Origin of the sequence: Dictyobacter arantiisoli (assembly GCF_008326305.1) — a bacterium.
Classification (GTDB): Bacteria; Chloroflexota; Ktedonobacteria; order Ktedonobacterales; family Ktedonobacteraceae; genus Dictyobacter; species Dictyobacter arantiisoli.
The window spans coordinates 39,096-59,958 of record NZ_BIXY01000018.1 but is presented as its reverse complement, the minus strand read 5'-3'; the positions used below and the strand labels follow the sequence as shown (position 1 = coordinate 59,958).

The following is a 20,863-nucleotide window of genomic DNA, read 5'->3' as shown; positions in this document are numbered from 1 at the left end:
TTCTCCTACGCGACAAGCTGTATAAGCTGAGAAACAGTAGTAGCAAGTAGCACGTCTGGCTGTTCTTCCAGAATGAGATCAGCACACTCGACGCAGACGTAAATGTTTAACTCCATATGTGGATCATCCAGGTCTGGAACCGGAAAGGTTTCATTGCACTCTTCATTGCAACAGTTACAATAATTAGCCATTGATACGAACCTCCCTTTTGAAGAAAGTATTCTAACATTAAGCAAAACGAGATCCAAAAGTGTATAATCCTCATAGAAGTTGTAGCACCTTACAAATGCGAAAGGAACAAGCATGCTTTTTTCAAACGTCACTGCCGGAGGAACTGTTAAAACTGTTCTTAATGCCTTAAGAAACCTTCTTTTTGACATCTATCCAGAACAGTTTGTCAAGATGAAGGCAGGCTTTCGCAGTCAAGACATTTTCAAAAAGCAACTCTACGAGAACACGCTTATCAATGAACCAGAAGAAATCCAAGTCTTAGCCAAGAGCGAAGCGGAAAAGTATACACGACCTTTTGCCAGGAGAATGATACTGATTGCAACGCGAGAACATATCGAAAAAACGTATGCGACCAACTTTGTAAAGTATTACACTCTAGCTGTCACATCGAGTAAAAATGTGAAGGTTGACAGTTAAAGACAACGGTTAATCTAAAAAAGAACCCGTGAGGATAACAAAGAAGTTGTCCTCCATTCTTAAAAATTTTTATTCACCTTAACACGACCACCACGACGAATAGACCAGCAGATAAGATAATCAGTCACTAGGACAGATAATCTTAAAAGAAGCACCGCACCCATAGTGGAGAACACAATCAATTGCCAAACAGGCAAACCCGATACAAGCAAACCCCACACAAGAAGTACAACCAACCCAAGAGGCAAAAGTACAACCAGCCTGATCATCAAACGAGACATGAAACCTCCTCATTCACTATCAACCATCAGGAAATCTCTAACTCAACTACCAGAGCTAGCGTCTAGTGATCAAGCGAACCCGACCACCAGCCGTCAACCTTTGTAGTTGATGAAGAAACAAAGAGGAAGAACGAGGGGAGAAACAGAGGATAAACAACACACTACAAAGACTATCGCAGAAGGCGATGTGAGGGACCAGGGAGAAGGAATAGAGGAGCGAACCAGAGAATAAGGACAATCTACCAGGATGGTCTACAAAGATAATAGTAAGTGCTTCATATGGCAGCATGATCTTTTTCTACCGTCCTTCCCTCATAGCAGCCATATGTTCACAGGGATATCTTTTACACGCCACCCATAAGGCGTACAAGCCAGAAGAGCCGCATCAATGTTCCTTACTTCACCTTCGAAACACCGATCGCTCGCTAACTTGTTGCTAGGCATTCAGTCCCTTTAAGCACATCTTATGAACTTTGTAGCTAGGCCGCAGTTAGGAGCGTTCACGCTATGCGTTACCATGCGTCAGAGGCTTATACCTTGGCTTCCCTCGATGTGCCAAATCCCTTATAGGACCAAATTCGATTGTTAAAGAACTATTCTAGTCAGTATTTTTATTTGACTAAAAACACCTTACATGAATCATTATAGTCAGTCAAATTAATCCTGTCAACATTATTTGACTGAAATATTAGGAATATGGTCAATTTTAATAAAATATTAATATGAACCAAGTTATTTGACTATTTTATTCAAATTGACTATAATTATGCGAGAGGCTAAAAAGGAGAGTCAAATCATGAGTCAAGAAAAATACATATCATCAAAAGAAGGGGCTGCCCTTTTAGGTGTGCAACGTCAATCGTTCTTTTACTATGTAGAGTCAAGAGGGATTAGAAGGCGGGAACTTAATGATGGAGGAAAAGATCAATACGAATATAACTATGAAGACCTCTTAAAAATTCAGGATGAAGTCAAGTCTAAAACATCAAGCAGGAAAAAAAGTGTTATTAACAACAATGTCGTCAGCAAGGTAACAGAAAAGCACAAGCGACCATCAGGTAAAACATCATGGGCAACATCTGAAGATCTACCATATATATATGCTCTAGATTGTGATATATATGGGCTTGAGTATTCCGTACCACCAACCAAAACAATCCACTGGTGGCAAAAAAATCAAACAGCAATTAGAGTACTCTACAATGAAGAAAACCGTAAGGACATATGGGGATGTTTGACTCTTTTACCGATGGAAGAGGAAACGATCTTTGATTTATTAAAAGGTGACTTAAGCGAACAGCAAATAACAGCAGATCACATCTTAACCTATGAACCAGGGAAAGAATACAATTGTTATGTATCTTCTTGCGTTATTAGACCAGACAAAAGCAACTCATTCAATTTGCTTTTGAATAGTGTGCTAGAACATTGGATAAACCATCCTGAAATAAAAATCAGTAAACTATATGGTTTTGCATCAGGAACAACAGAAGACATGTCTGAAATAAATGATGGAATGAGATTAGTAAAAAAGTTATTCTTCAGTCCCAGATATGACATAGATAAAAATGCTTGGGAACTGAACTTAAGTTACTATAATCCATCTCCAATCATTCAAACATTCCAAAAGAGATTAAAGGAAACAAGTGAAGAGGTTTAAGCAAGATGCTACAACAATTCTTTACATCTATTCCTAAATGGCTTTACTTTTTACTGATCTTAGTAGCTTTTGAATTAGTTGCAGATATCCTGGCTAAACAATTTGCCATTAGCGGTAAGTATGTCTTTGCTCTGCTTTCAATTGTCGGATTCATTGCAGCTAACACTGCATGGTTGATAAGTCTGAGAACTGGCGCAGAATTAGGAAAAGGTGCAGTCCTTTTTTCTGTTCTCTCGGCTATTGGCGCAGTTATAGTAGCTGTGCTCATTTATCACGAAAAAGTATCAACTTACCAAATCATCGGTCTTGTACTAGGAGTTGCCGCAATTGCCTTTCTCTCAATCGAATAGTAGTAACACAAAAATAAGCACCTGGAGCAAATAGCTTAGGCGCTTATCTTTGTATCAAAAAAATCTAGGCAGGAGGAAGGCGATCAAGGAGCAATTTTTCTAAGCGATCAAACCGTTCATCCTGTGCTTTGAAACGATCATTTATTGTTTGTTCCAGGGATGCAAACCTCATATGCAAATCATTAATGTTCTGCTTCACCTCAGACACATCTTGCACTATTGTCTTAATACTTTGTTCTTGACCCGATGCAATACCGAGGAGCATTGTAAGACGATAATTAACTTGTTTGGCATCATATAATTGATCAGAAGCAAGACCACGCGACGCCTGATTCTTCTCATAGAGACGTTCTAACTCTATATCGGCCACCTTCTGTTCAAGCGCAGCCAATCTATCTTCTTGTGTTGTCATAGAATAAACGACCCCTTTCAATTGAGAATAAAGACAGATAATCACAGATCCATATGTCTGCAATTATACCATAGCAAGAACGACGGTTAAACTCTTACGAAAAAGCAAGGACAACAATGCAACAGATCTCTGCACTAAAGACCACGAACTTTGACATCATTTCTGACATCATAGGAGTTAGATTTTGTTAGACAAAACTGAACAAAAACACGAGCGAAAAGAATCAAGCGAGCAGAGATAAATTCCGCAATTTAGCATGGACAAAGGCAAAAAAATCTGTTACACTCTGTGGAAAGGTTGTAATAGTGTACAGAAAACACCTTTTCTTTTTTGTCTGAGTCGTAAGTGTACAATGTACACTTTCTCGAAGGAGAAGAAGGCATGACTCACAGCCAACCGTTTGATGTCGCAATAATAGGTGGCGGCATCGCGGGCCTCTCGGTGGCGCTCCGTTTGCCTGAACATGTGCGGGTCGCACTGTTCACGAAAGGGCAACTCGGCGAGAGTAATACACGCTATGCCCAGGGTGGCTTAGCAGTGGCGCTGGGGGCAGATGACAATCCCGAGCTGCATTTGCAGGATACTCTGGCGGCCGGGGCAGGGCTCTGTGATGAGGATGCTGTGCGCATCCTGGTAGAACAGGCTCCTGCTGCCGTACGCTGGTTGATCGAGGTAGGAGTTCAGTTTGATCGTGCGCAAGCTGGGATTGATACCCATGCGACACCCGATGGGCTGCTGTTAGGCCGTGAGGGTGCTCATTGTCGCTGGCGTGTGTTACATGCAGGTGGCGATGCGACCGGGGCTGAGATTGAGCGTGCATTGATGACTGCCGTACAGAAACGGCCTTCAATTGCATTATATGAAGAGACGTTTGTTTATAAGTTGATGATGCGCGATGGTCGTTGCGTGGGTTTGCAGGCGACACGACGCACTGGTGAGGCGCTTGAAGTGGAAGCTGGCGCGGTAGTGCTGGCAAATGGTGGCGCTGGAGGTCTCTGGCTCCATACATCTAATCCACAGGGCGCGACGGCTGATGGACTGGCTCTGGCCTGGGATGCCGGTGCAGCATTAACCGATCTAGAATTTATGCAATTTCATCCAACGGTGTTGGCGTTGAATGGTTCTTCGCATTTGATCTCTGAAGCGGTCCGTGGTGAGGGCGCGTATCTGCGCAATCATGCCGGTGAGCGCTTTATGCCTCGCTATAGCGAGCAAGCTGAACTGGCTCCTCGTGATATCGTCGCACGTGCGATTTTGAGCGAGATGTTGGCTGAACAGACGGATTGCCAATACCTGGATCTGCGCCATCTTTCAGCTGAGAAGATGCACGCACGTTTCCCTACTATTTCAGCCTGTTGTCAGCAGTATGGCCTGGATCTGGCTGCTGATCTTCTGCCTATCGCTCCAGCGGCTCATTATTGTATGGGCGGTGTGAAGGTAGATACCTACGGACGTAGTTCGATTCCTCATCTATATGCTGTTGGTGAGGTTTCCTGTACCGGTGTCCATGGGGCGAATCGTCTGGCCAGCAATTCTCTGTTAGAAGGTCTGGTCTATGGAATTCGCATTGCTGATGTGCTGGGTGGCGTACTTATGGCCGATAGTCGAGACGTTGCTAACACACAAAAAGCAGTTTCCTATCTGCACTATGACGATACACTGGATACAAAGGCTTCGTTCTTAAGCAATGTTGGGGAGCTTCCGTCGGTAGCTCAGGTGCGTCAAGAGGTACGCCAGTTGATGTGGCAGTATGTCTCTCTCCGCCGCGATCAGGATGGCTTATTGACCGCTCGTCGACAAATACGTACGATGCGTGTGGCTCTGTTGCAGCAAGCAGATCAAGATCCACAATGGCGCGAGACCGAAAATATGTTACGTGTGTCTGAGTTGGTTGTAACTGCGGCTCTGGAACGACGTGAAAGCCGCGGTAGCCACTGGCGTGCGGATTATCAAACTGTTGCGGTTGATCAGACAGCTCACCATCTTGTTTTTGAACCCTTATATACTGATCCAATGGGATCAATGTTGCCACTGGAGGAAGTTCATGTCCATGTATAGACCTGCCATTGATCTGGTTAAGCAAGCGCTGGAAGAGGATGGTGCATTTGCAGATATTACCACCCTGAGCACTGTGCCTGAGGATCAATGGTCTAAGGGACGTATTCTGGCGCGTAAGCCGGGGGTTATCGCTGGCCTGAGTATGGCTGTCGAGACGTTCCGTCTGGTGGATGAGCGGATTCAGATCGAGCAATTAGTTCAGGATAGCGCTCATGTGCAGGCTAATGAGAATTTGCTACTTCTGTCTGGCCCATCCCGTTCTCTGTTGAGTGCTGAACGGGTCGCCCTGAACTTCCTGGGGCGGCTTTCAGGGATTGCAACCCTCACCGCGCAGTGCGTGCAGGCTATCGAGGGGACGCACACACGGATACTGGATACCCGTAAAACGACTCCTGGCTTGCGTGCCCTGGAGAAATTGGCGGTCCAGGCGGGAGGCGGCCAGAACCATCGCTTTGGTTTGAACGATGGAGTATTGATCAAAGATAATCATATTAAAGCGGCAGGAGGGATTGCGCAGGCGGTTACTGCTGCACGCCGTTTTGCCCCACATCTGCTTAAGATTGAGGTTGAGTGCGAAACTCTGGATGAGGTACAAGAGGCACTTTCCGCCAATGCAGATGTTTTGTTGCTTGACAACATGGATGTAGAGATGATGCAACAAGCGGTTGAGTTTATTCACCAGCAGGCTCCCAGCGTCTTGATCGAGGCATCGGGCGATATGGGCAATAATGTTGAGCGCCTGCGTATGGTGGCCGGGACAGGTGTAGATTTTATATCAATTGGAGCTCTGACTCATTCTGCACCTAATTTTAATGTCTCTCTCGAGTTTGCATAAAGCACAATAGAAGGAGCGAAGTCATGGCCGTTAAAACCGAGTGTGCTGTGAGCCAGGAAACCCACATCTTGCCATTGCTCAATCCCCAGACGCGCGCCAAACGCGATGTATCGAAGCGTATTGATGGGATTCCTCTGTTCTATGCAGAGATGGATGGCGAAGAATTGGATCGTCGTATTACGGCTGCCAGAGCCGCCCTGGGTGAGCGTCTGGTTATTCTGGGACATCATTATCAGCGCGATGAGATTATCAAGTATGCTGATTATCGCGGTGATTCATTTAAACTGGCCCAATTAGCCTCGAAGCGTAAAAATGCTGATTATATCGTCTTCTGTGGTGTTCACTTTATGGCTGAGAGTGCTGATGTCCTGAGCGAGCCGCACCAAAAGGTGATCCTGCCTAATCCTGCTGCTGGCTGTTCTATGGCGGATATGGCAAATATTGCCGAGGTTGAGGAGTGCTGGGAGTTACTGCATGAGACATTGGGTGAGGATGCTGGAATTATTCCAGTCACCTATATGAATTCGGCAGCTAACCTGAAAGCATTTTGTGGCGAACATGGTGGCATTGTTTGCACCTCTTCCAATGCTCCTAAAGTGATTGACTGGGCCTTTACGCAAGGCAAACGTGTGCTCTTCTTCCCTGATCAGCATCTTGGCCGCAATACCGCCTCCCATTATGGTATTCATGCCGATCAAATGGTGGTCTGGGACCCGAAAGATCCGATGGCCTTTGATGATGCAGAGACGGTCTTAGAAAATTCCAGGATTATCCTCTGGAAAGGTCATTGTTCAACCCATATGCGTTTTTCTGTGCCGCAGATCGAGAAGGCGCGTCAGGACTATCCCGGCATCAACATTATCGTGCATCCTGAGTGCCGCCAGGAAGTCGTTGAGGCCGCTGATCTCTATGGTTCAACCGAATACATTATTGAGCAGATCGAGAAGGCACCAGCCGGCAGCCAGTGGGGGGTAGCGACCGAAATTAATCTTGTCCATCGCCTCGCCCAGGAGAATCCTGACAAATTCATCTTTTGCCTCGATCCGATTGTCTGTCCCTGCTCGACGATGTATCGTATTCATCCTGCCTATGTTGCCTGGATACTGGATGCCCTCTTAGATGGGCAGGTACTTAATCAGATCAGCGTCGACGAAGAGACAACGCATTGGGCACGGGTCGCGCTCGAACGCATGTTATCCCTTTAAGCTTTTAACCAGAAACGCTTATCGCCACAAGCCAGTCTGGCTGCTAAATGTTATCCCATTTTTTAGCAGCCAGGCTGGCTTCTATTATGCTGCACTGTGGGAATACTGAGCATCGCGTTACTGTTTCTATATAAAGCAATGAACATTCATTGATGGTGGTGAAACTATGCCTTCCTTGATGTAATTGCAATTCATGAATCGAATAAGAAAGAAAGTGATAGATAAATGAAAATTGAAATTTGGTCTGACATAGCTTGCCCCTGGTGCTATATTGGTAAGCGCCGTTTTGAGTCTGCCCTGGCTCAATTTGAGCATCGTGATCAGGTTGAGATCATCTGGCGCAGCTTTGAGCTCGCTCCTGATGCGGCGTTAAAGACAGAGGGCTCAATGGAAGAAGTGGTGGCGAAAAAATATGGTCTCTCACGAGAGCAGGCAGCCGAGTCGAACCGCACTATTACTCAGTTGGCTGCTAAGGAGGGATTGGAGTACCATCTCGATCAGATTCAGATGACCAATACCTTTGATGCCCATCGTTTAATCCATCTGGCTGCCCACCATGGTTTACAGGATGTGGCGAAGGAGCGCTTGTTGAAAGCCTATTTTGTCGAGGCTCGGAATGTCGGTGAGATCGATACACTCGTTCAGCTTGCCTCTGAGATCGGTTTGGATGCTGAAGAGGCTCGTACTGCACTCAGTAGTGATACCTATGCCGATGCGGTGCGCACCGATGAGGAGCGTGCTCATGTCTTTGGCATCACTGGTGTTCCTTTCTTTGCGATTGATGAGAAATATGGCATTTCTGGCGCGCAGCCGACCGATGTATTCTCGCGCGCGTTGAAGCAGTCCTGGACTGAGTCGCATCCGCTGGTCGCCTTTGGTGACGTCTCAGTAGGTGCTGGTACCTGTACCGATGATTCCTGCGCCATTTAACTACGCGTGAATGAATAAAGGGAGGAAGCGCTCTTTGTGAACTGCTCACAGAGAGCGCTTCCTCCCTTTATGGTCTGGTCTATCTGTTTATACGCCTGTGTTTAGTGCTGTGCTTGCTCTGGCTGATGCCATTTGGTGAAGTGTTCCGCATGCGTTTTTAGATAAGCTCCTGGCTTGAACAGGGTATCGTAGTATTCCAGGTCGAGATGGTGTGTTTGAAGATACATTAAGATCTGGATTGATGGGACGGTGGCTGGGAATTTCCCAAATGTGTCATACATGTATTGTGCTTGTAACGCAACAACCTCCCGGAAGCGTTCGTCGTGAACCTGGGCGCTAGCACGGACTCTGGGGGTGTTCTTCCAGGCTCCAGGTGTCTCGGCATTGAAGGGACCACCAGATCCAAATTTGCGCTCGCAGAATGCATCTACGGCGGCACGCATAGTGGGATAGTGAGGAATGGTAAAGGCTTCGAAGATGCCTTCCAGGCCAGTAGGATTGGGAAGGGGCCAGCGTGCATCAGTATCATAGCGGAAGCCTAAGCCGGGTACATTTGGATCTCCACTGGCCCCCAGGATGCTCAGACGATCAATGCCATCAAACATCCAGCCTCCCAGCCCGAGTGCCTGCTGCATTAATGCGCCTGCATAGGCTGCTGTGGATAGTTCAGCAGTTAACTCGGTGAGCGAGTATTGATCCAGGAAGGTGAGGGGATAGGGATTTTCGATATCGACGATGTCGGCGAAATTTTCAATCCCAGGAATGCGTCGATGATTAATATCGTCGTAGATGCTAAAACCATTTTGGACATAGAAGCAGAGATTGGCAATAGTGTGTTGTGCCAGATCACCGGTAGGGATTACGAGTAGTGAGCCCGGACGGTTGGCAACCCAGGTGTTATGTCCTTCCATATATGGCTCTTGCGTGGGCAAATAGATGCGCTGATCCGATAGCTTGTGGATCTGCGAATGCTGTGCTTTAACAAGCTCTAGTGCTGAGATTGAGCCATCATCCGCGTGTTGTACCGGTGGTGGGGTATCACGTGTCTTATAGATATATGTGCCGCTATCGTCGGTAAAAAATATCTCGCTGGTATGGAAGCCAGCCGCTGAGGGAAAGGTACGTCCACTGGCAGACCCAGCATAGTTTGAGAGATGTGGCGCGTAACGGTCGTGGCGCGTGATGGCGTGGTGCCAGCCTGTATCGCCTCCTACTGCGGTGAGAATCAATAATTTCTCTAACTCAGTCAATGGCACTGGATCATGTTTCGATTTAAAGGCTACTGGACCATCAGGGATCTCGGCCCCTAGCAAGAAGCGCCGTGAGCGCCGGCCGAATAAGGCATCCACAAAGGGAAAGCGCAATAAATCCTGCAGGGCTTTCTCTTCGTGATCTGCCTTCGATTGGTTGTGATTAAATTCTTCCTGGCTCATGAAACCTCATCTCCTTATTGCACTTCAGCATTGGTAATAGCGATGAATTCGTTGATGGCTTGCTGTACTTGTTGTGCCTGAGCCTCCACATAAGGCATATGACCAACGTTATTTTGCCTGAGATGCTGCTTCTTTGCCTCTGGCGTGCCGACCGCCTGTAAATAATCCGCCACATCAGAGGCAGTTGCCAGTGGATCTAACTCTCCAGTAACAACCAGCACACGGCCCTGATAGCGTTCTGGATGTCGTGCATGAGGAAGCCCTTTAACCTGGAGATAGGGACCAACTGGATACGCATAAGCGGTCCCAAATTGTGCTTGATGCCAGGCAGTAACTTCGGGGGAGGCAGTGGGAATGAAGAGTTCCGGCCATTCTTCCTCGGTTGTAAACGCATAGCCTGCCGGGGCCAGAGCAGCTTCTGCAAAAGAATCTTCCAGCGGTGTGCCTGTTGTTTTATAAATAAAGCCTAGCAGGACGATACCAGCGATGCGCTCAGGATAGCGTTCTGCTACCACTGAAGAGACGATACTGCCATAGCTTACGCCTACCAGAATAAATTGACGAGCTCCTGTAATCTCCTGCACGTAATCGAGGACCGCGAGAGTATCTGTAATACTACTCTCGATTGTGACATCAAGACCATTGGCCGCGCGACTGGAGCGTCCATGTCCACGGAAATCAAAGGCAAATGTATGGGAACCCTGGCGGGCCAGAGCATCAGCCAGAGAGGTGTTTCCGACCGGTACATCAAAGCCAGTGCTGTCCATACCCGCGCCATGCAGTAGGATTACTGGTAGGGTTGTAGCGGGTATACTTGCTTGTTCAAGCCACTTTTCACACAAATAGAGATCAACCCTGGGCTCTACGCGCAAAAGTGTTTCACGTATCAGCAAATCATCTTCCTGTTTCAGCTTTGGACCTATGCGTGTCTTATTTGTTGGCATTGTAATTATCTCTCCCATTAGCTAGAGTAACGCATGTTACCTGATAAATATAGAAGACCGAAACACAATTGAAAATATTCTGATCGTATGCAGGAAAGCTCCTTTTCCAATGTGCTCGCTGTTTTCTCTCATATGTGCTGCAACCACTCTCGCGATCATTGAAACTCTCTCATGTAGCCTTATTATTGACTAAGTTTGTCAATTTTGTCAACAACCATTGACAAGGCTTTATTGGTTGTGTATTGTTGTAACAACAGTTACGATACAGAAAGTTATTTTCCCCATTGTTCTTTTTGTAGCAGGCTGTATTGGTCTCAGTTGATGCATCAAACGGACTTTTATGATTGTAATTGGCTTGATCTTGTATTACTATTAGTAATTGTAGAGTTCCTTATGGATGGACTGATTTCTTCGCGAAGGAATAAGAAGGAGTTTGAGGGTGAGCAACGATAGTATTGAGACTCCCAGGATACGCCCCTGGACATTGACAACAGAACGCATCATCATTGCAGGCGTTCTGGCCGCGATTACTATTATTTTAGGGATTGTACCCAACCTTGGCTTTATCCCGCTTCCCAATGCGGTTGGTAATGCCACTATTGAGCATATTCCGACCATTGTGAGTGGTATTGTGGCAGGCCCAATCATCGGCATCATTTCTGGTTTGATCTTTGGTGTCCTTGCCTTTTTTCGTGCTACCGATCCCTTTTTTAAAGATCCTACGGTCTCTATTGTGCCGCGTCTATTTATCGGGCTGGTTTCATGGGCTGTATTTGCAGGGCTAGTGCGCATCAATCGTGATCTGGCCGCTGCCGTCGCTGGTTTTGCTGGTGCTGCGACCAACACCATTCTGGTGGTGAGTGCTTTAATTATTCGCGGGTATTTTCCGGCAGCCGTGATTATTCCCACAGTCATCGTACAAGCGATCTTCGAGGCGGTGATTGCTGCTATCCTAACCGTTATCCTGGTACGTATTTTCTATGTTTTAGAAGAACGTGTCGTTCATGCTCCTGACAAGAAGCCTCGTGAGCAACTCCCGTATTAATATTATGATAGAACTGCAAAACGTTACTTTTAACTATAGCGCGCAGGGGGAACGGAATGTTGCCCCTGCGTTACAGGATATCTCTTTGCGTATTCCTGAAGGTCAGACCGTAGCCATCATCGGGCATAATGGCTCTGGTAAAAGTACCCTGACGAAATTGATTTCCGCAATTGTCTTTCCACAATCGGGTAGCATTACAATTGACGGATTGCGGGTAGAGGCCGGGGGAAAGGATCTCTGGTCTATTCGTGAGCGTGTTGGCGTGGTCTTTCAAAATCCCGATGATCAGTTAATCGCCGGCACCGTCATTGACGAGGTGGCATTTGGTCCTGAAAATCTGGGCCTACCACGGTCCGAGATTGCAGAACGTGTTCACGAAGCGATGGCTACCATGGATCTGCTTGATGCTGCACAGTTGTCGCTCAGCGAGCTCTCAGTGAGTATGAAGCAACGTGTTGCGATTGCTGGTGTTCTGGCGATGCGCCCTCGCTATCTGGTACTGGATGAGCCTACAACGATGATCTCTGGTCAGACAGTGCGTCAACTTCTTGCTACCTTGCACCGTCTGGCACGCGAACGCGGCATGGCAATTATCTATATTACCCACTTCATGCAGGAGATTGCTGATTTTGAACGTGTGATCGCCATGGATGGTGGTCATGTCTTGATGGATGGCTCGCCCGCTACCGTGTTTGCACGCGCTGATGAGTTACGCGCAGTTGGCTTAGATGTGCCCGTAGTGACGCAGTTGGGGCATGATTTATCTCAGCAGGGTTGGACGCAAATTCCGCCTATCGTACTGTCATCAGAACAATTGGTGGCAGCTTTCCAGAGCGATCAAACGACTTCTGCAGAGCCTGGCCTGGATGCTTTATCCAACCTTCCTTCGTCAGAAATACATTCAGAAGACAGTACACCTCTTTTTGACCTGCGCGCCATTTCCTATATTCATCGTAACAATACGCCGTTTGCACAGGAAGCATTGCATGATTTTACGTTATCTGTGCGCACTGGCGAAGCTGTTGCTCTGGTGGGTGCTACGGGTTCTGGAAAATCTACCTTGATCGACTTGTTGGCAGGCTTGATTAAACCGGCGTCAGGACGTTTTTATTTTGGGGGCGAGAACACGGGCGTGAATACATTTAAGATGACGCGTCTACGTGCGTGTGTTGGGGTGGTTTTTCAGTCTCCCGAGTCTCAGATTTTTGAGGAGACCGTCGGGAAGGATGTTTCGTTTGGCCCACGTCAACAAAAGCTTCCGCTGCATGAGTCACGCCGTCTGGTCCAGTCTTCACTGGAGGCGGTTGGCTTACCCTATGAAGATTTCCGTTCGCGTTATACCTATGCCTTGAGTGGTGGACAGAAGCGCCGGGTTGCGATTGCGGGCGTACTGGCTTTAGAGCCGAAAGTAATCATCTTTGATGAGCCGATGGCAGGTTTAGATCCACGCGGCCGGGCCGAGCTATTCGCTTTGATTCGCGCTTTGCGGCAGCGCGAGGGCTTGACGATCTGCTATGCCTCCAGTAGCCTGAAAGAGGTCAGTGAACTGGTAGATACGGTGCATATCCTTGATAAAGGACGTATTGTATTAAGTGGCACACCACGTGAGATTCTGACCCATGCTCAACAACTGGCTGAATTAGATATCGCCTTGCCCGAAGCCTCCCAACTTGCTCTGTCTTTACGCCACGCTATTCCATCCCTGCGTACTGATGTATTGGATCTAGCCGAACTCGAAACAGCATTGCTGAAAGTGCATTCTGTGACGCTTTAAATGCTGAAAGGGATCTCTGTCTGTGTATCCTGTTATCATATCAAGACGCATGCTTGCCAGGGAGCACCACTATGTTTGAACTTTCCCGTTATGTTACCTTTGGGCAATACGTAAATAATGATTCTATTCTGGCGCGTATGGACCCACGGGCCAAATTAGTATGTGCGATACTTTTAATCGTGCTGGTATCTTTTCTGAATACTTTCCCCGTGTTCTTTCTATGCCTGATCTTTTGTACTATTTTGCATCTGGCCTCGCGCATCTCGATTGGGTATATCCTGCGTAGTTTAAAGCCTTTTTTTCTCTTTCTTATTATTGCCTTCATTTTTGAGGTCTTATTCTATGCGCCTGCCAGAGCTCCACACTGGATCTGGCATTGGTGGTTCCTGGGGCTTTCCTGGGCGGGTATCACTGCCAGCCTGTTGACGATGATACGCGTAATATTTCTGTATTATCTAGCCACCATGCTTACTTTTACAACCTCATTAGTCGATCTGACTGATGGCCTGGAGTCGCTGGTTTCTCCTTTGCAGAAGCTTGGCATTCCTGTTAATGCGCTAGTAATGGTATTGGTCATTGCCTTGAAATTTGTTCCTATTTTTGTCAATGAAGTTGAGCGCTTGATGAAAGCTCAGGCGGCTCGTGGGCTTCATTTTGATCAGGGCAACCTTTTGCAACGCATCTCTAAGATGGCGCTCTTGCTCATTCCGCTCTTTGTCAGTGGTTTTCAAAAAGTAAAAGTGCTCAACGTTGCGATGGAAGCCCGTTGTTATGGGAGCCATCGAGGCTGGCACCGTACAAAATTGCGTGCCCTTCACTATAAACGCTTCGATCTCTTTGCGCTCGCTTTGACTATTGTTGTATGCATTCTTCTCATCACAGTCAATATCCTCACCGCATAATCTATTTATTGAATAGCAAGCGTAGGTAAGGTGCCGTTTGATCCTTCTTACGCTTGCTTTGTTTGCATGCTTGACAAAGGCAAGACAACAACAGTATAGTGGAAAAAGATTTTGTCGGTGTGTGTATTTTGAGTTATGAAAGTAGGTTTGTTCCCTATGGACGATGGCCCTGCCAGTCCTTATCAATGTGGTTGTTTGGACAGAAATGAGAATATTCTCGGTGGGGAAAACAGTGGTGTTTTCTCTGGTTCTGTGGCTGACTTGCAACGGAAGGAATAGTTAGTACATCTCTCGCTACTATTGCTTACTTCCGTTTATTTAGGTTGCGCCACCTTGAGAGGTGGTTTTTTTATGCCTTTTTGCAGAGCAGTTTCAGTTAATTTTTATTCTCTATACTTTATACCAATGATGGAAAGAGAAGGTTCTCTGGCATGAATGCCGATTCTGAACAACGTTGTATGGTTGTTTTCTTTAGCGTTTCTCTGGACAGTTTGTGCGACGAACCTGTAAGATCTTTTATTAGGGTGCACACCGCCTCTTGATGGGTAGTGTTCTACGTTGCTCCTCCATGCTGTCCGGGCGAACAGGGATGCATGATGGAGGTATTAAGATGGCTCAGATATTTATTCCTGAGAATGTGCAGGAGCGTGAGCAGCTCCAGGGGGGATCTCATTCCCCAAATGAAAATCGTTCGCCGCACAGCGAACCTTCGCAGAGGCGACGCCTGGGTTTGATTGATCTGGTTATTGCCCTGGTTGTTATCGCACTCATTTCATTGGTGGTGGTAGCCGCTTCACGTTGGACTGCCCCTCTGACATCGTCAATTAAGATTGATCTTGCGCCGACGGCTTTGCCTGTTTATGCTGGCTATTCTTTGCTACGCATGTTGCTAGCGTATCTCTTGTCTTTGATCTTTACACTGGTCTATGGTCACGTTGCAGCTACGAGTCGTCGTGCCAGTGTGGTGATGGTGCCGCTACTAGACATCTTGCAGAGTATTCCTATCCTTTCATTTTTACCAGGTGTGGTGCTGGCTTTAGTGGCTGCTTTCCCCCATTCAAATGTTGGCCTGGAATTATCGAGCGTTATCCTTATCTTTACCAGTCAGGCCTGGAATATGACTTTTAGCTATTATCATTCTGCTCGTAGTGTGCCTCAAGATTTACAAGAATTTTCTACAGTCGCGAGATTGCGCCCCTGGCAGCACCTGTTTAAACTGGAAATTCCTGCTTCCATGATTGGCCTGATCTGGAATAGTATGATGAGTTGGGCTGGTGGTTGGTTTTTTCTCATGGCATCAGAACAGTTTGTACTGGGTTCACGCTCTTTCCAACTGCCAGGTCTGGGTTCCTATCTTCAGGCGGCGGCTAACAAAGGGAATGCCAGTGCTTTGGTATTAGGTCTGGCAACGTTGATTGCTTTGATCATTCTGCTCGATTTCTTCTTCTGGCGTCCATTGGTTGCCTGGGCGGATAAATTCAAGCTGGAGATGAATAGCGAAGGGGATGCTCCTTCATCTCCTGTTCTCAATATTATACGCCGTTCTGCGTTGATTGCAGCTATGACCACTCGTATCTTCCGCCCGATTGGTGCTTCGATTGCGTTTTTACTTAATCGCATGCAACCTCTGCCTGGTGAGGCGCATCTGGTCGCTGCACATAAAGGACAATCTCAGCATACAAGCTGGTTTTCGCTCCGAAGAATTGTCAGTAGTGTTTTTGGATTGTTGGTGCTGGTGCTGCTTGTGTTTGGGCTATGGTATATGGTGCGCTTGCTGGGGGGCGTTTCTCTCGCAACGTGGGGACAATTAGTGCTGGCGGCAGGGGCAACTTTATTGCGTACGCTGGTCGCTTTATTAATTGGCGTGGTCTGGACTGTTCCTGTCGGTGTGATGATTGGTACCTCGCCTAAGTGGTCGAAGCGTTTGCAGCCTGTTGTGCAGGTGATAGCTTCGATACCCGCTACCGCTCTCTTTCCCATTCTTCTGGTTGCTCTGATTGATCTGCCCGGTGGCTTGTCGCTGGCGGCGATTCTCTTAATGTTACTGGGCACACAGTGGTATATCCTTTTTAATGTGATTGCCGGTGCGATGTCTATTCCTTCTGATTTGAAGGAAGCCAGCACAATTTATCATGTGACGCGCTGGCGACGCTGGCGAACTTTGATTTTGCCTGCTATTTTTCCTTATCTGGTGACGGGCTTGTTGACCGCGAGCGGTGGTGCCTGGAACGCCAGCATTGTTTCTGAATATGTCACATTCAATAATAGAACCGTCAGTACCCAGGGATTGGGTGCCGCTATTGCGTCTGCAGGTGCGGCAGGCAATTTTTCAGTACTCCTGGCGGGCACGCTTTTGATGGCGTTTGTGGTAGTGTTGCTGAATCGCGTGTTGTGGAAGCGTCTCTATGATCTGGCTGAGCGTCGCTATACATTGAGCTAACGGAAGGATAGTGAGAAGCAATGACCAATTTTGATATGCAGACCGGGGATGTGCTGTTGGAGGCACGCCATGTGAAGAAGGTCTACGATAAGGACGGCAAGCGTGCGCGCGGCACAAATCCTCCGGTGGTGTTGGACGATATTAATCTACGTATCTATGCTGGCGAGTTCGTCGCTTTGCTGGGACCATCGGGATCAGGCAAATCAACGCTGTTGCGTCTGCTTGCTGGCCTATTGCGCCCAACTGAAGGTGAGATATTATTCAAGGATGTGCCACAATATGGCACTAATCCGCATTTATCGATTGTCTTTCAGTCGTTTGCATTGTTCCCCTGGTTGACCGTACTACAAAACGTAGAATTAGGTTTGGCGGCGCAGGAAGTTCCTCCCACCCAGCGTATGCGTCGTTCTCTAGCCGCCATCGATACGATTGGTCTGGATGGTTTTGAGGATGCCTATCCCAAAGAGTTATCGGGTGGCATGCGGCAGCGTGTTGGCTTTGCTCGCGCTCTGGTCGTTGAGCCTGAACTGCTGTTTATGGATGAGCCATTTAGTGCCCTGGACGTGTTGACTGCCGCTAATTTGCGCAAGGAGTTGTTAGGTTTGTGGCGTGAGCGTAAAATGCCAACACGTGCTATTGTCATGGTTACCCATAATATTGATGATGCTGTACTGATGGCGGATCGGATTGTCGTGTTGGGTGCCAATCCAGGGCAGATTCGTGTGGAGATCGCCGGTTTGCCATTGCATCAGCGTGAGTCCACCAATGAGAATTATACAAAGACCGTTGATCTGATCTATCGTATTATGACCAGCCCTCATGTGGATATTCCTACTTTGATGCCACAGGAGCAGCCCCATCCAAATAAGCATGCTCCAGCGAAGCCGCGTCCCTACCAGGCATTACCGCATGTCTCGATTGGTGATGTCACGGGCCTGCTTGAATTGGTCCATTCTAAAGGTGACCGGGATGATCTGTATCAACTGGGTCGCGATCTACAACTCGAGGTTGATGATCTCTTGCCCATGGTCGATGCCGCTAATATTCTGGGTTTTGCCGAAACGCAGGAAGGCGATCTTGTGCTGACCGAGATCGGCAAGCGCTTTGCTGAGGCTGGTGTATTGGAGGAAAAGGAAATCTTCCGTTTGCAAGCCCTGGCCCATGCCACGATGATCAGACATATCGTGCGAGATTTACAGCATGAGCTCAGCCATACCCTCCCTGAAGAACACTTCTTAAGTGAACTACAGGAACATTTCAGCGAGAGCGAAGCCTGGTCTCAACTGGAAACAGCGATCAACTGGGGACGCTATGCCGAGCTTTTTTCTTATCAGGAAGAGCGTGGCGTTTTCCGTCTTGAGGAACCCGAAACTGCCAATCATGGGGCTGCGTAACGAAAAGACCTTGCGCCTGTATTGATGTTGATATTCTTCAGCATAGGACTGGATGCACAGAACAGGAATAAATAGTCATCCTGTTCTGTTCCTATGCGTGTAAGGGGCCTGAATTGTGCATGAAGAATTCTGGTTCTGACAATTTGATTTTAGATGTGTATACATTTGTCTTAGAGAGTGTCACTCTCATGCTCTCCACCATCTCTGTGCATGAGTTTTCGCACCTGCGGTGCTCAAAACAGTTTTAGTATGTGGTGCAGGAAAGTGCATAGCACCTTTCCTGCACCACATACTAAAAAAGGCACAGGCGCATGCGCGCCTGCCAGCAGATCAAACAGTAAGATCCTGATGGGAATGGGGGGCTGACACTCTCGTAAAGGAGGCTTTTTATGAGTGATACCCTCGTGGCTGAACAGCAGCCTGCTCCTGATTTTACTCTTCCTGCTCTGGGAAGCGAAGATATCGTGAAAAATGGTGAGGTCCATTTGAGCGATTTGAAGGGTCATCCCGTCGTACTCTATTTCTATCCTAAAGATGATACCCCGGGTTGTACCAAAGAAGCTTGTAGTTTCCGGGACGCGAACCATGTGCTACAGCAGCGTGGTGTGGTAGTGTTGGGGATTAGCATTGATGATTTGAAGTCGCATCAGAAGTTCATTGATAAGTTTTCGCTACCCTTCCCGCTCTTAGCAGATACCGAGAAGAAGGTCGTACAGCAGTATAATGTCTGGAAAGAGAAGAGCATGTACGGGAAGACATATATGGGCGTGGATCGCCAGACATTTTTAATTGATAAAGAGGGCGTGGTGCGCAAGATCTGGCATAAAGTGAAGCCTGATGAGCATGCGACCGAAGTGCTCGAAGTTGTTGATGCGCTGCATCTCTCTTGATTTTTTCTGTTAGAGCCTGAACATTTACAAAGTGTCAGACTCCCATCCCCAGCGGGATCGTGTTGCTCGCTGGCAGGTAGAGCCTGCACCCTTTTTTAGTGTGTTGTGCAGGAAAGGTGTCGTGCACCTTTCCTGCACAACACACTAAAATTGTTTTGAGCACCGCAGGTGCGAAATCTCATGCACAGAGATGGTAGAGCGCAGGGGAGCCTGACACCTTCTATATTGTCTATCCATTATAGAAGGTGCTTGAATTCTTCATCAATCTTCTTGCGGCGTTCGCGACGCTGGCGAGCCAGCTCAATGACTTTGGCTTCTTCTTCGTCTGCAGGGACAAGAGGTGGAACCTGACGTGGTTTGCGATCTTCGTCCAGGGCCACATAGATAACGTAACTGCTGGCGATCTTACGTGTCTCTCTGGCAATTAAATCCTCTGCCGTGACTTCAACACCCACCTCCATGCTGGTCCTTCCAACATAATTCATTGTGCAGTGGACGGTTACGACATCGCCAATGAAGGCTGGTGCCAGGAAGTCAAAGCGTTCCACGCGTGCTGTGACGACGGTCGGGCTCTGGCTATGTTTGATGGCGACAATTGCTGCAGATTCATCTACCATTCGCATAATAACCCCTCCATGAACATTGCCATGTCCATTGGCATCAATCAATTCCATCATTCGACGTGTCGAGCTGCGCGAATAGGCGATACTGCGGCCTTGCGACAGATCTACTTCAGGGAAATTCTTATAACGTGTAAATATGCGGTCAAATGGATTCATAGCTATCTCTCAAATCTTGTATAGAAGGTTGTTTGCCATTACTATACTCTATTCCGTACCCTTGCAACAAGATTACCTGAGTTTGTTTGGCCTGCTGTTGATTCTTTCCATTTTTCGTGGTTCACACAGTATTGTATATGTGTGACCTCTTTAATGGTTGTTGGAAGGTTCGGGAGGTGCTGTGGCAATGACACGTAATACTGAGGATATGTTGTTAGTTGTGACTGAGCTTTTTTATGGTAGCGGTTATGGCGTGACGACGATGCAGGACATTGCACAGACATTGCATCTGCGTGAGTCTCATGTTCATGCTTTGCTGGGATCTCGGGATGATATGCTCTGGGCGATTGTTTCGCGTATTGGACGTTTGTTTCTGGATCAGGCTCGTTCGGTTCCGCGTACCGTGTCCCCAGCTGAGCAGCTACATCTTTTGATACATCGCTATCTGGAAGTCGTGGCCCAGGATCGTATTGCAGTGGCTGTGTTTTTACGGGACTGGATTTTTCTGGAGGGCAAGCGCCGGAATGAACTTCAATCTATGCGTGAGACATTTGATTCTTACTTCTATCGTGTGATTGATGCAGGTGCGCGCACACACATGTTTCAAGTTCCCGATCCCTCGCTTGCTTATCTGTTCGTGCTTTCCGCATTACACTGGACACATCAATGGTTTCAAGCCAGTGATGCGCTGGCATTTGTCCAACTCGCTGATCGCTACAGCCTGCTTCTTTTGCGTGCCCTCTGTTCTGATCAAAATGTTCCATTACAGGGTGCATTGGCCTATCTCTATAACCATGACATTCAGGAAGATACGGAAGGGATATCTGAGTAATAGCAGGGGGGCTATCCGTTGGGCTGGAAGTCATAGCACACAGTCAGGATT

Annotated in this window: 20 protein-coding genes; 14 read left to right on the top strand and 6 right to left on the bottom strand. The window is 47.4% G+C overall.

The genetic code is table 11. The features are described from left to right. Nucleotides 1-5: 5 nt before the first annotated feature. Nucleotides 6-191 carry a hypothetical protein gene (locus F1593_RS08275; protein WP_149401081.1) on the bottom strand — a complete coding sequence of 62 codons (186 nt, stop codon included), beginning with the start codon at nt 189-191 and terminating at the stop codon, nt 6-8. Nucleotides 192-303: 112 nt separating this feature from the next. Between F1593_RS08275 and F1593_RS08270 the strand changes: the two genes are divergently transcribed. Continuing rightward, on the top strand, nt 304-648 hold the full coding sequence (locus F1593_RS08270) for a hypothetical protein (protein ID WP_149401080.1): 345 nt from the start codon (nt 304-306) through the stop codon (nt 646-648). 59 nt (nt 649-707) lie between these two features. Here F1593_RS08270 and F1593_RS08265 read toward each other — a convergent pair whose 3' ends face one another. After that, entirely contained in the window at nt 708-929 is a 222-nt protein-coding gene (locus tag F1593_RS08265) for a hypothetical protein (RefSeq protein WP_149401079.1), read from the bottom strand. 796 nt (nt 930-1,725) lie between these two features. Here F1593_RS08265 and F1593_RS08260 point away from each other — a divergent pair. After that, complete coding sequence (locus F1593_RS08260) at nt 1,726-2,589, top strand: hypothetical protein (RefSeq protein ID WP_149401078.1); 864 nt, start codon at nt 1,726-1,728, stop codon at nt 2,587-2,589. Nucleotides 2,590-2,594: 5 nt separating this feature from the next. Next, nucleotides 2,595-2,939 (top strand): hypothetical protein, encoded by a 345-nt coding sequence (locus tag F1593_RS08255; RefSeq protein WP_149401077.1) that lies wholly within the window; start codon nt 2,595-2,597, stop codon nt 2,937-2,939. Nucleotides 2,940-3,003: 64 nt separating this feature from the next. Here the strand turns inward: F1593_RS08255 and F1593_RS08250 are convergent, their stop codons facing one another. Beyond that, the gene (locus tag F1593_RS08250) at nt 3,004-3,351 is read right to left on the bottom strand and encodes a hypothetical protein (RefSeq protein WP_149401076.1); all 348 of its coding nucleotides are present in this window, start codon (nt 3,349-3,351) and stop codon (nt 3,004-3,006) included. Nucleotides 3,352-3,732: 381 nt separating this feature from the next. On the opposite strand from F1593_RS08250, the gene nadB reads away from it, so the two are divergent. The 4 genes from nadB (at nt 3,733) to F1593_RS08230 (ending at nt 8,379) form a co-directional block, all read left to right on the top strand. Next, complete coding sequence (gene nadB, locus F1593_RS08245) at nt 3,733-5,409, top strand: L-aspartate oxidase (protein ID WP_149401075.1); 1,677 nt, start codon at nt 3,733-3,735, stop codon at nt 5,407-5,409. Then, nucleotides 5,402-6,244, top strand: coding sequence for a carboxylating nicotinate-nucleotide diphosphorylase (nadC, locus tag F1593_RS08240; RefSeq protein ID WP_149401074.1), 843 nt, complete (start codon nt 5,402-5,404; stop codon nt 6,242-6,244). The genes nadB and nadC overlap by 8 nt, the downstream gene beginning before the upstream one ends. 23 nt (nt 6,245-6,267) lie before the next feature. Then, nucleotides 6,268-7,449 (top strand): quinolinate synthase NadA, encoded by a 1,182-nt coding sequence (nadA, locus tag F1593_RS08235; RefSeq protein ID WP_149401073.1) that lies wholly within the window; start codon nt 6,268-6,270, stop codon nt 7,447-7,449. A 225-nt stretch (nt 7,450-7,674) separates the two neighbouring features. Then, a complete protein-coding gene (locus F1593_RS08230) occupies nt 7,675-8,379 on the top strand; it encodes a DsbA family oxidoreductase (RefSeq protein ID WP_149401072.1) in 705 nt (234 codons plus the stop codon). 101 nt (nt 8,380-8,480) lie between these two features. On the opposite strand, the gene F1593_RS08225 is transcribed toward F1593_RS08230, so the two are convergent. Together F1593_RS08225 and F1593_RS08220 are read right to left on the bottom strand one after the other, a co-directional pair. Then, nucleotides 8,481-9,812, bottom strand: a complete 1,332-nt coding sequence (locus F1593_RS08225; RefSeq protein ID WP_149401071.1) for a glycoside hydrolase family 18 protein — start codon at nt 9,810-9,812, stop codon at nt 8,481-8,483. A gap of 14 nt (nt 9,813-9,826) precedes the next feature. Continuing rightward, nucleotides 9,827-10,756, bottom strand: a complete 930-nt coding sequence (locus tag F1593_RS08220; RefSeq protein WP_172631963.1) for an alpha/beta fold hydrolase — start codon at nt 10,754-10,756, stop codon at nt 9,827-9,829. Between the two features lie 439 nt (nt 10,757-11,195). Between F1593_RS08220 and F1593_RS08215 the strand changes: the two genes are divergently transcribed. From F1593_RS08215 to bcp, 6 genes are all read left to right on the top strand, one after another. Then, on the top strand, nt 11,196-11,801 hold the full coding sequence (locus F1593_RS08215) for an ECF transporter S component (RefSeq protein ID WP_216368814.1): 606 nt from the start codon (nt 11,196-11,198) through the stop codon (nt 11,799-11,801). Further along, complete coding sequence (locus F1593_RS29260) at nt 11,782-13,575, top strand: ABC transporter ATP-binding protein (protein WP_235932524.1); 1,794 nt, start codon at nt 11,782-11,784, stop codon at nt 13,573-13,575. Before F1593_RS08215 ends, F1593_RS29260 begins: the two co-directional genes overlap by 20 nt. A gap of 71 nt (nt 13,576-13,646) precedes the next feature. Further along, on the top strand, nt 13,647-14,477 hold the full coding sequence (locus tag F1593_RS08205) for an energy-coupling factor transporter transmembrane component T family protein (protein WP_149401069.1): 831 nt from the start codon (nt 13,647-13,649) through the stop codon (nt 14,475-14,477). 610 nt (nt 14,478-15,087) lie between these two features. Continuing rightward, nucleotides 15,088-16,917: an ABC transporter permease gene (locus F1593_RS08200; protein WP_149401068.1), complete on the top strand. Its 1,830-nt coding sequence runs from the start codon at nt 15,088-15,090 to the stop codon at nt 16,915-16,917. A 20-nt stretch (nt 16,918-16,937) separates the two neighbouring features. Beyond that, complete coding sequence (locus F1593_RS08195; RefSeq protein WP_235932523.1) at nt 16,938-18,311, top strand: ABC transporter ATP-binding protein; 1,374 nt, start codon at nt 16,938-16,940, stop codon at nt 18,309-18,311. 389 nt (nt 18,312-18,700) lie between these two features. Beyond that, the gene (bcp, locus tag F1593_RS08190; protein ID WP_149401067.1) at nt 18,701-19,201 is read left to right on the top strand and encodes a thioredoxin-dependent thiol peroxidase; all 501 of its coding nucleotides are present in this window, start codon (nt 18,701-18,703) and stop codon (nt 19,199-19,201) included. A 236-nt stretch (nt 19,202-19,437) separates the two neighbouring features. Here the strand turns inward: bcp and F1593_RS08185 are convergent, their stop codons facing one another. Then, a complete protein-coding gene (locus F1593_RS08185; protein ID WP_149401066.1) occupies nt 19,438-19,980 on the bottom strand; it encodes an acyl-CoA thioesterase in 543 nt (180 codons plus the stop codon). Between the two features lie 187 nt (nt 19,981-20,167). Between F1593_RS08185 and F1593_RS08180 the strand changes: the two genes are divergently transcribed. Continuing rightward, complete coding sequence (locus F1593_RS08180; protein WP_149401065.1) at nt 20,168-20,812, top strand: TetR-type transcription factor C-terminal domain-containing protein; 645 nt, start codon at nt 20,168-20,170, stop codon at nt 20,810-20,812. Nucleotides 20,813-20,863 lie beyond the last annotated feature (51 nt).

Coding starts and splice junctions, on each gene's coding strand:
- bcp (WP_149401067.1), top strand. CDS start 18,701: ATGAGTGATACCCTCGTGGCTGAACAGCAGCCTGCTCCTGATTTTACT.
- F1593_RS08225 (WP_149401071.1), bottom strand. CDS start 9,812: ATGAGCCAGGAAGAATTTAATCACAACCAATCGAAGGCAGATCACGAA.
- F1593_RS08200 (WP_149401068.1), top strand. CDS start 15,088: ATGGCTCAGATATTTATTCCTGAGAATGTGCAGGAGCGTGAGCAGCTC.
- F1593_RS08265 (WP_149401079.1), bottom strand. CDS start 929: ATGTCTCGTTTGATGATCAGGCTGGTTGTACTTTTGCCTCTTGGGTTG.
- nadB (WP_149401075.1), top strand. CDS start 3,733: ATGACTCACAGCCAACCGTTTGATGTCGCAATAATAGGTGGCGGCATC.
- nadC (WP_149401074.1), top strand. CDS start 5,402: ATGTATAGACCTGCCATTGATCTGGTTAAGCAAGCGCTGGAAGAGGAT.
- F1593_RS08230 (WP_149401072.1), top strand. CDS start 7,675: ATGAAAATTGAAATTTGGTCTGACATAGCTTGCCCCTGGTGCTATATT.
- F1593_RS08185 (WP_149401066.1), bottom strand. CDS start 19,980: ATGAATCCATTTGACCGCATATTTACACGTTATAAGAATTTCCCTGAA.
- F1593_RS08220 (WP_172631963.1), bottom strand. CDS start 10,756: ATGCCAACAAATAAGACACGCATAGGTCCAAAGCTGAAACAGGAAGAT.
- nadA (WP_149401073.1), top strand. CDS start 6,268: ATGGCCGTTAAAACCGAGTGTGCTGTGAGCCAGGAAACCCACATCTTG.
- F1593_RS08270 (WP_149401080.1), top strand. CDS start 304: ATGCTTTTTTCAAACGTCACTGCCGGAGGAACTGTTAAAACTGTTCTT.
- F1593_RS08195 (WP_235932523.1), top strand. CDS start 16,938: ATGACCAATTTTGATATGCAGACCGGGGATGTGCTGTTGGAGGCACGC.
- F1593_RS08250 (WP_149401076.1), bottom strand. CDS start 3,351: ATGACAACACAAGAAGATAGATTGGCTGCGCTTGAACAGAAGGTGGCC.
- F1593_RS08260 (WP_149401078.1), top strand. CDS start 1,726: ATGAGTCAAGAAAAATACATATCATCAAAAGAAGGGGCTGCCCTTTTA.
- F1593_RS08275 (WP_149401081.1), bottom strand. CDS start 191: ATGGCTAATTATTGTAACTGTTGCAATGAAGAGTGCAATGAAACCTTT.
- F1593_RS08205 (WP_149401069.1), top strand. CDS start 13,647: ATGTTTGAACTTTCCCGTTATGTTACCTTTGGGCAATACGTAAATAAT.
- F1593_RS08255 (WP_149401077.1), top strand. CDS start 2,595: ATGCTACAACAATTCTTTACATCTATTCCTAAATGGCTTTACTTTTTA.
- F1593_RS08180 (WP_149401065.1), top strand. CDS start 20,168: ATGACACGTAATACTGAGGATATGTTGTTAGTTGTGACTGAGCTTTTT.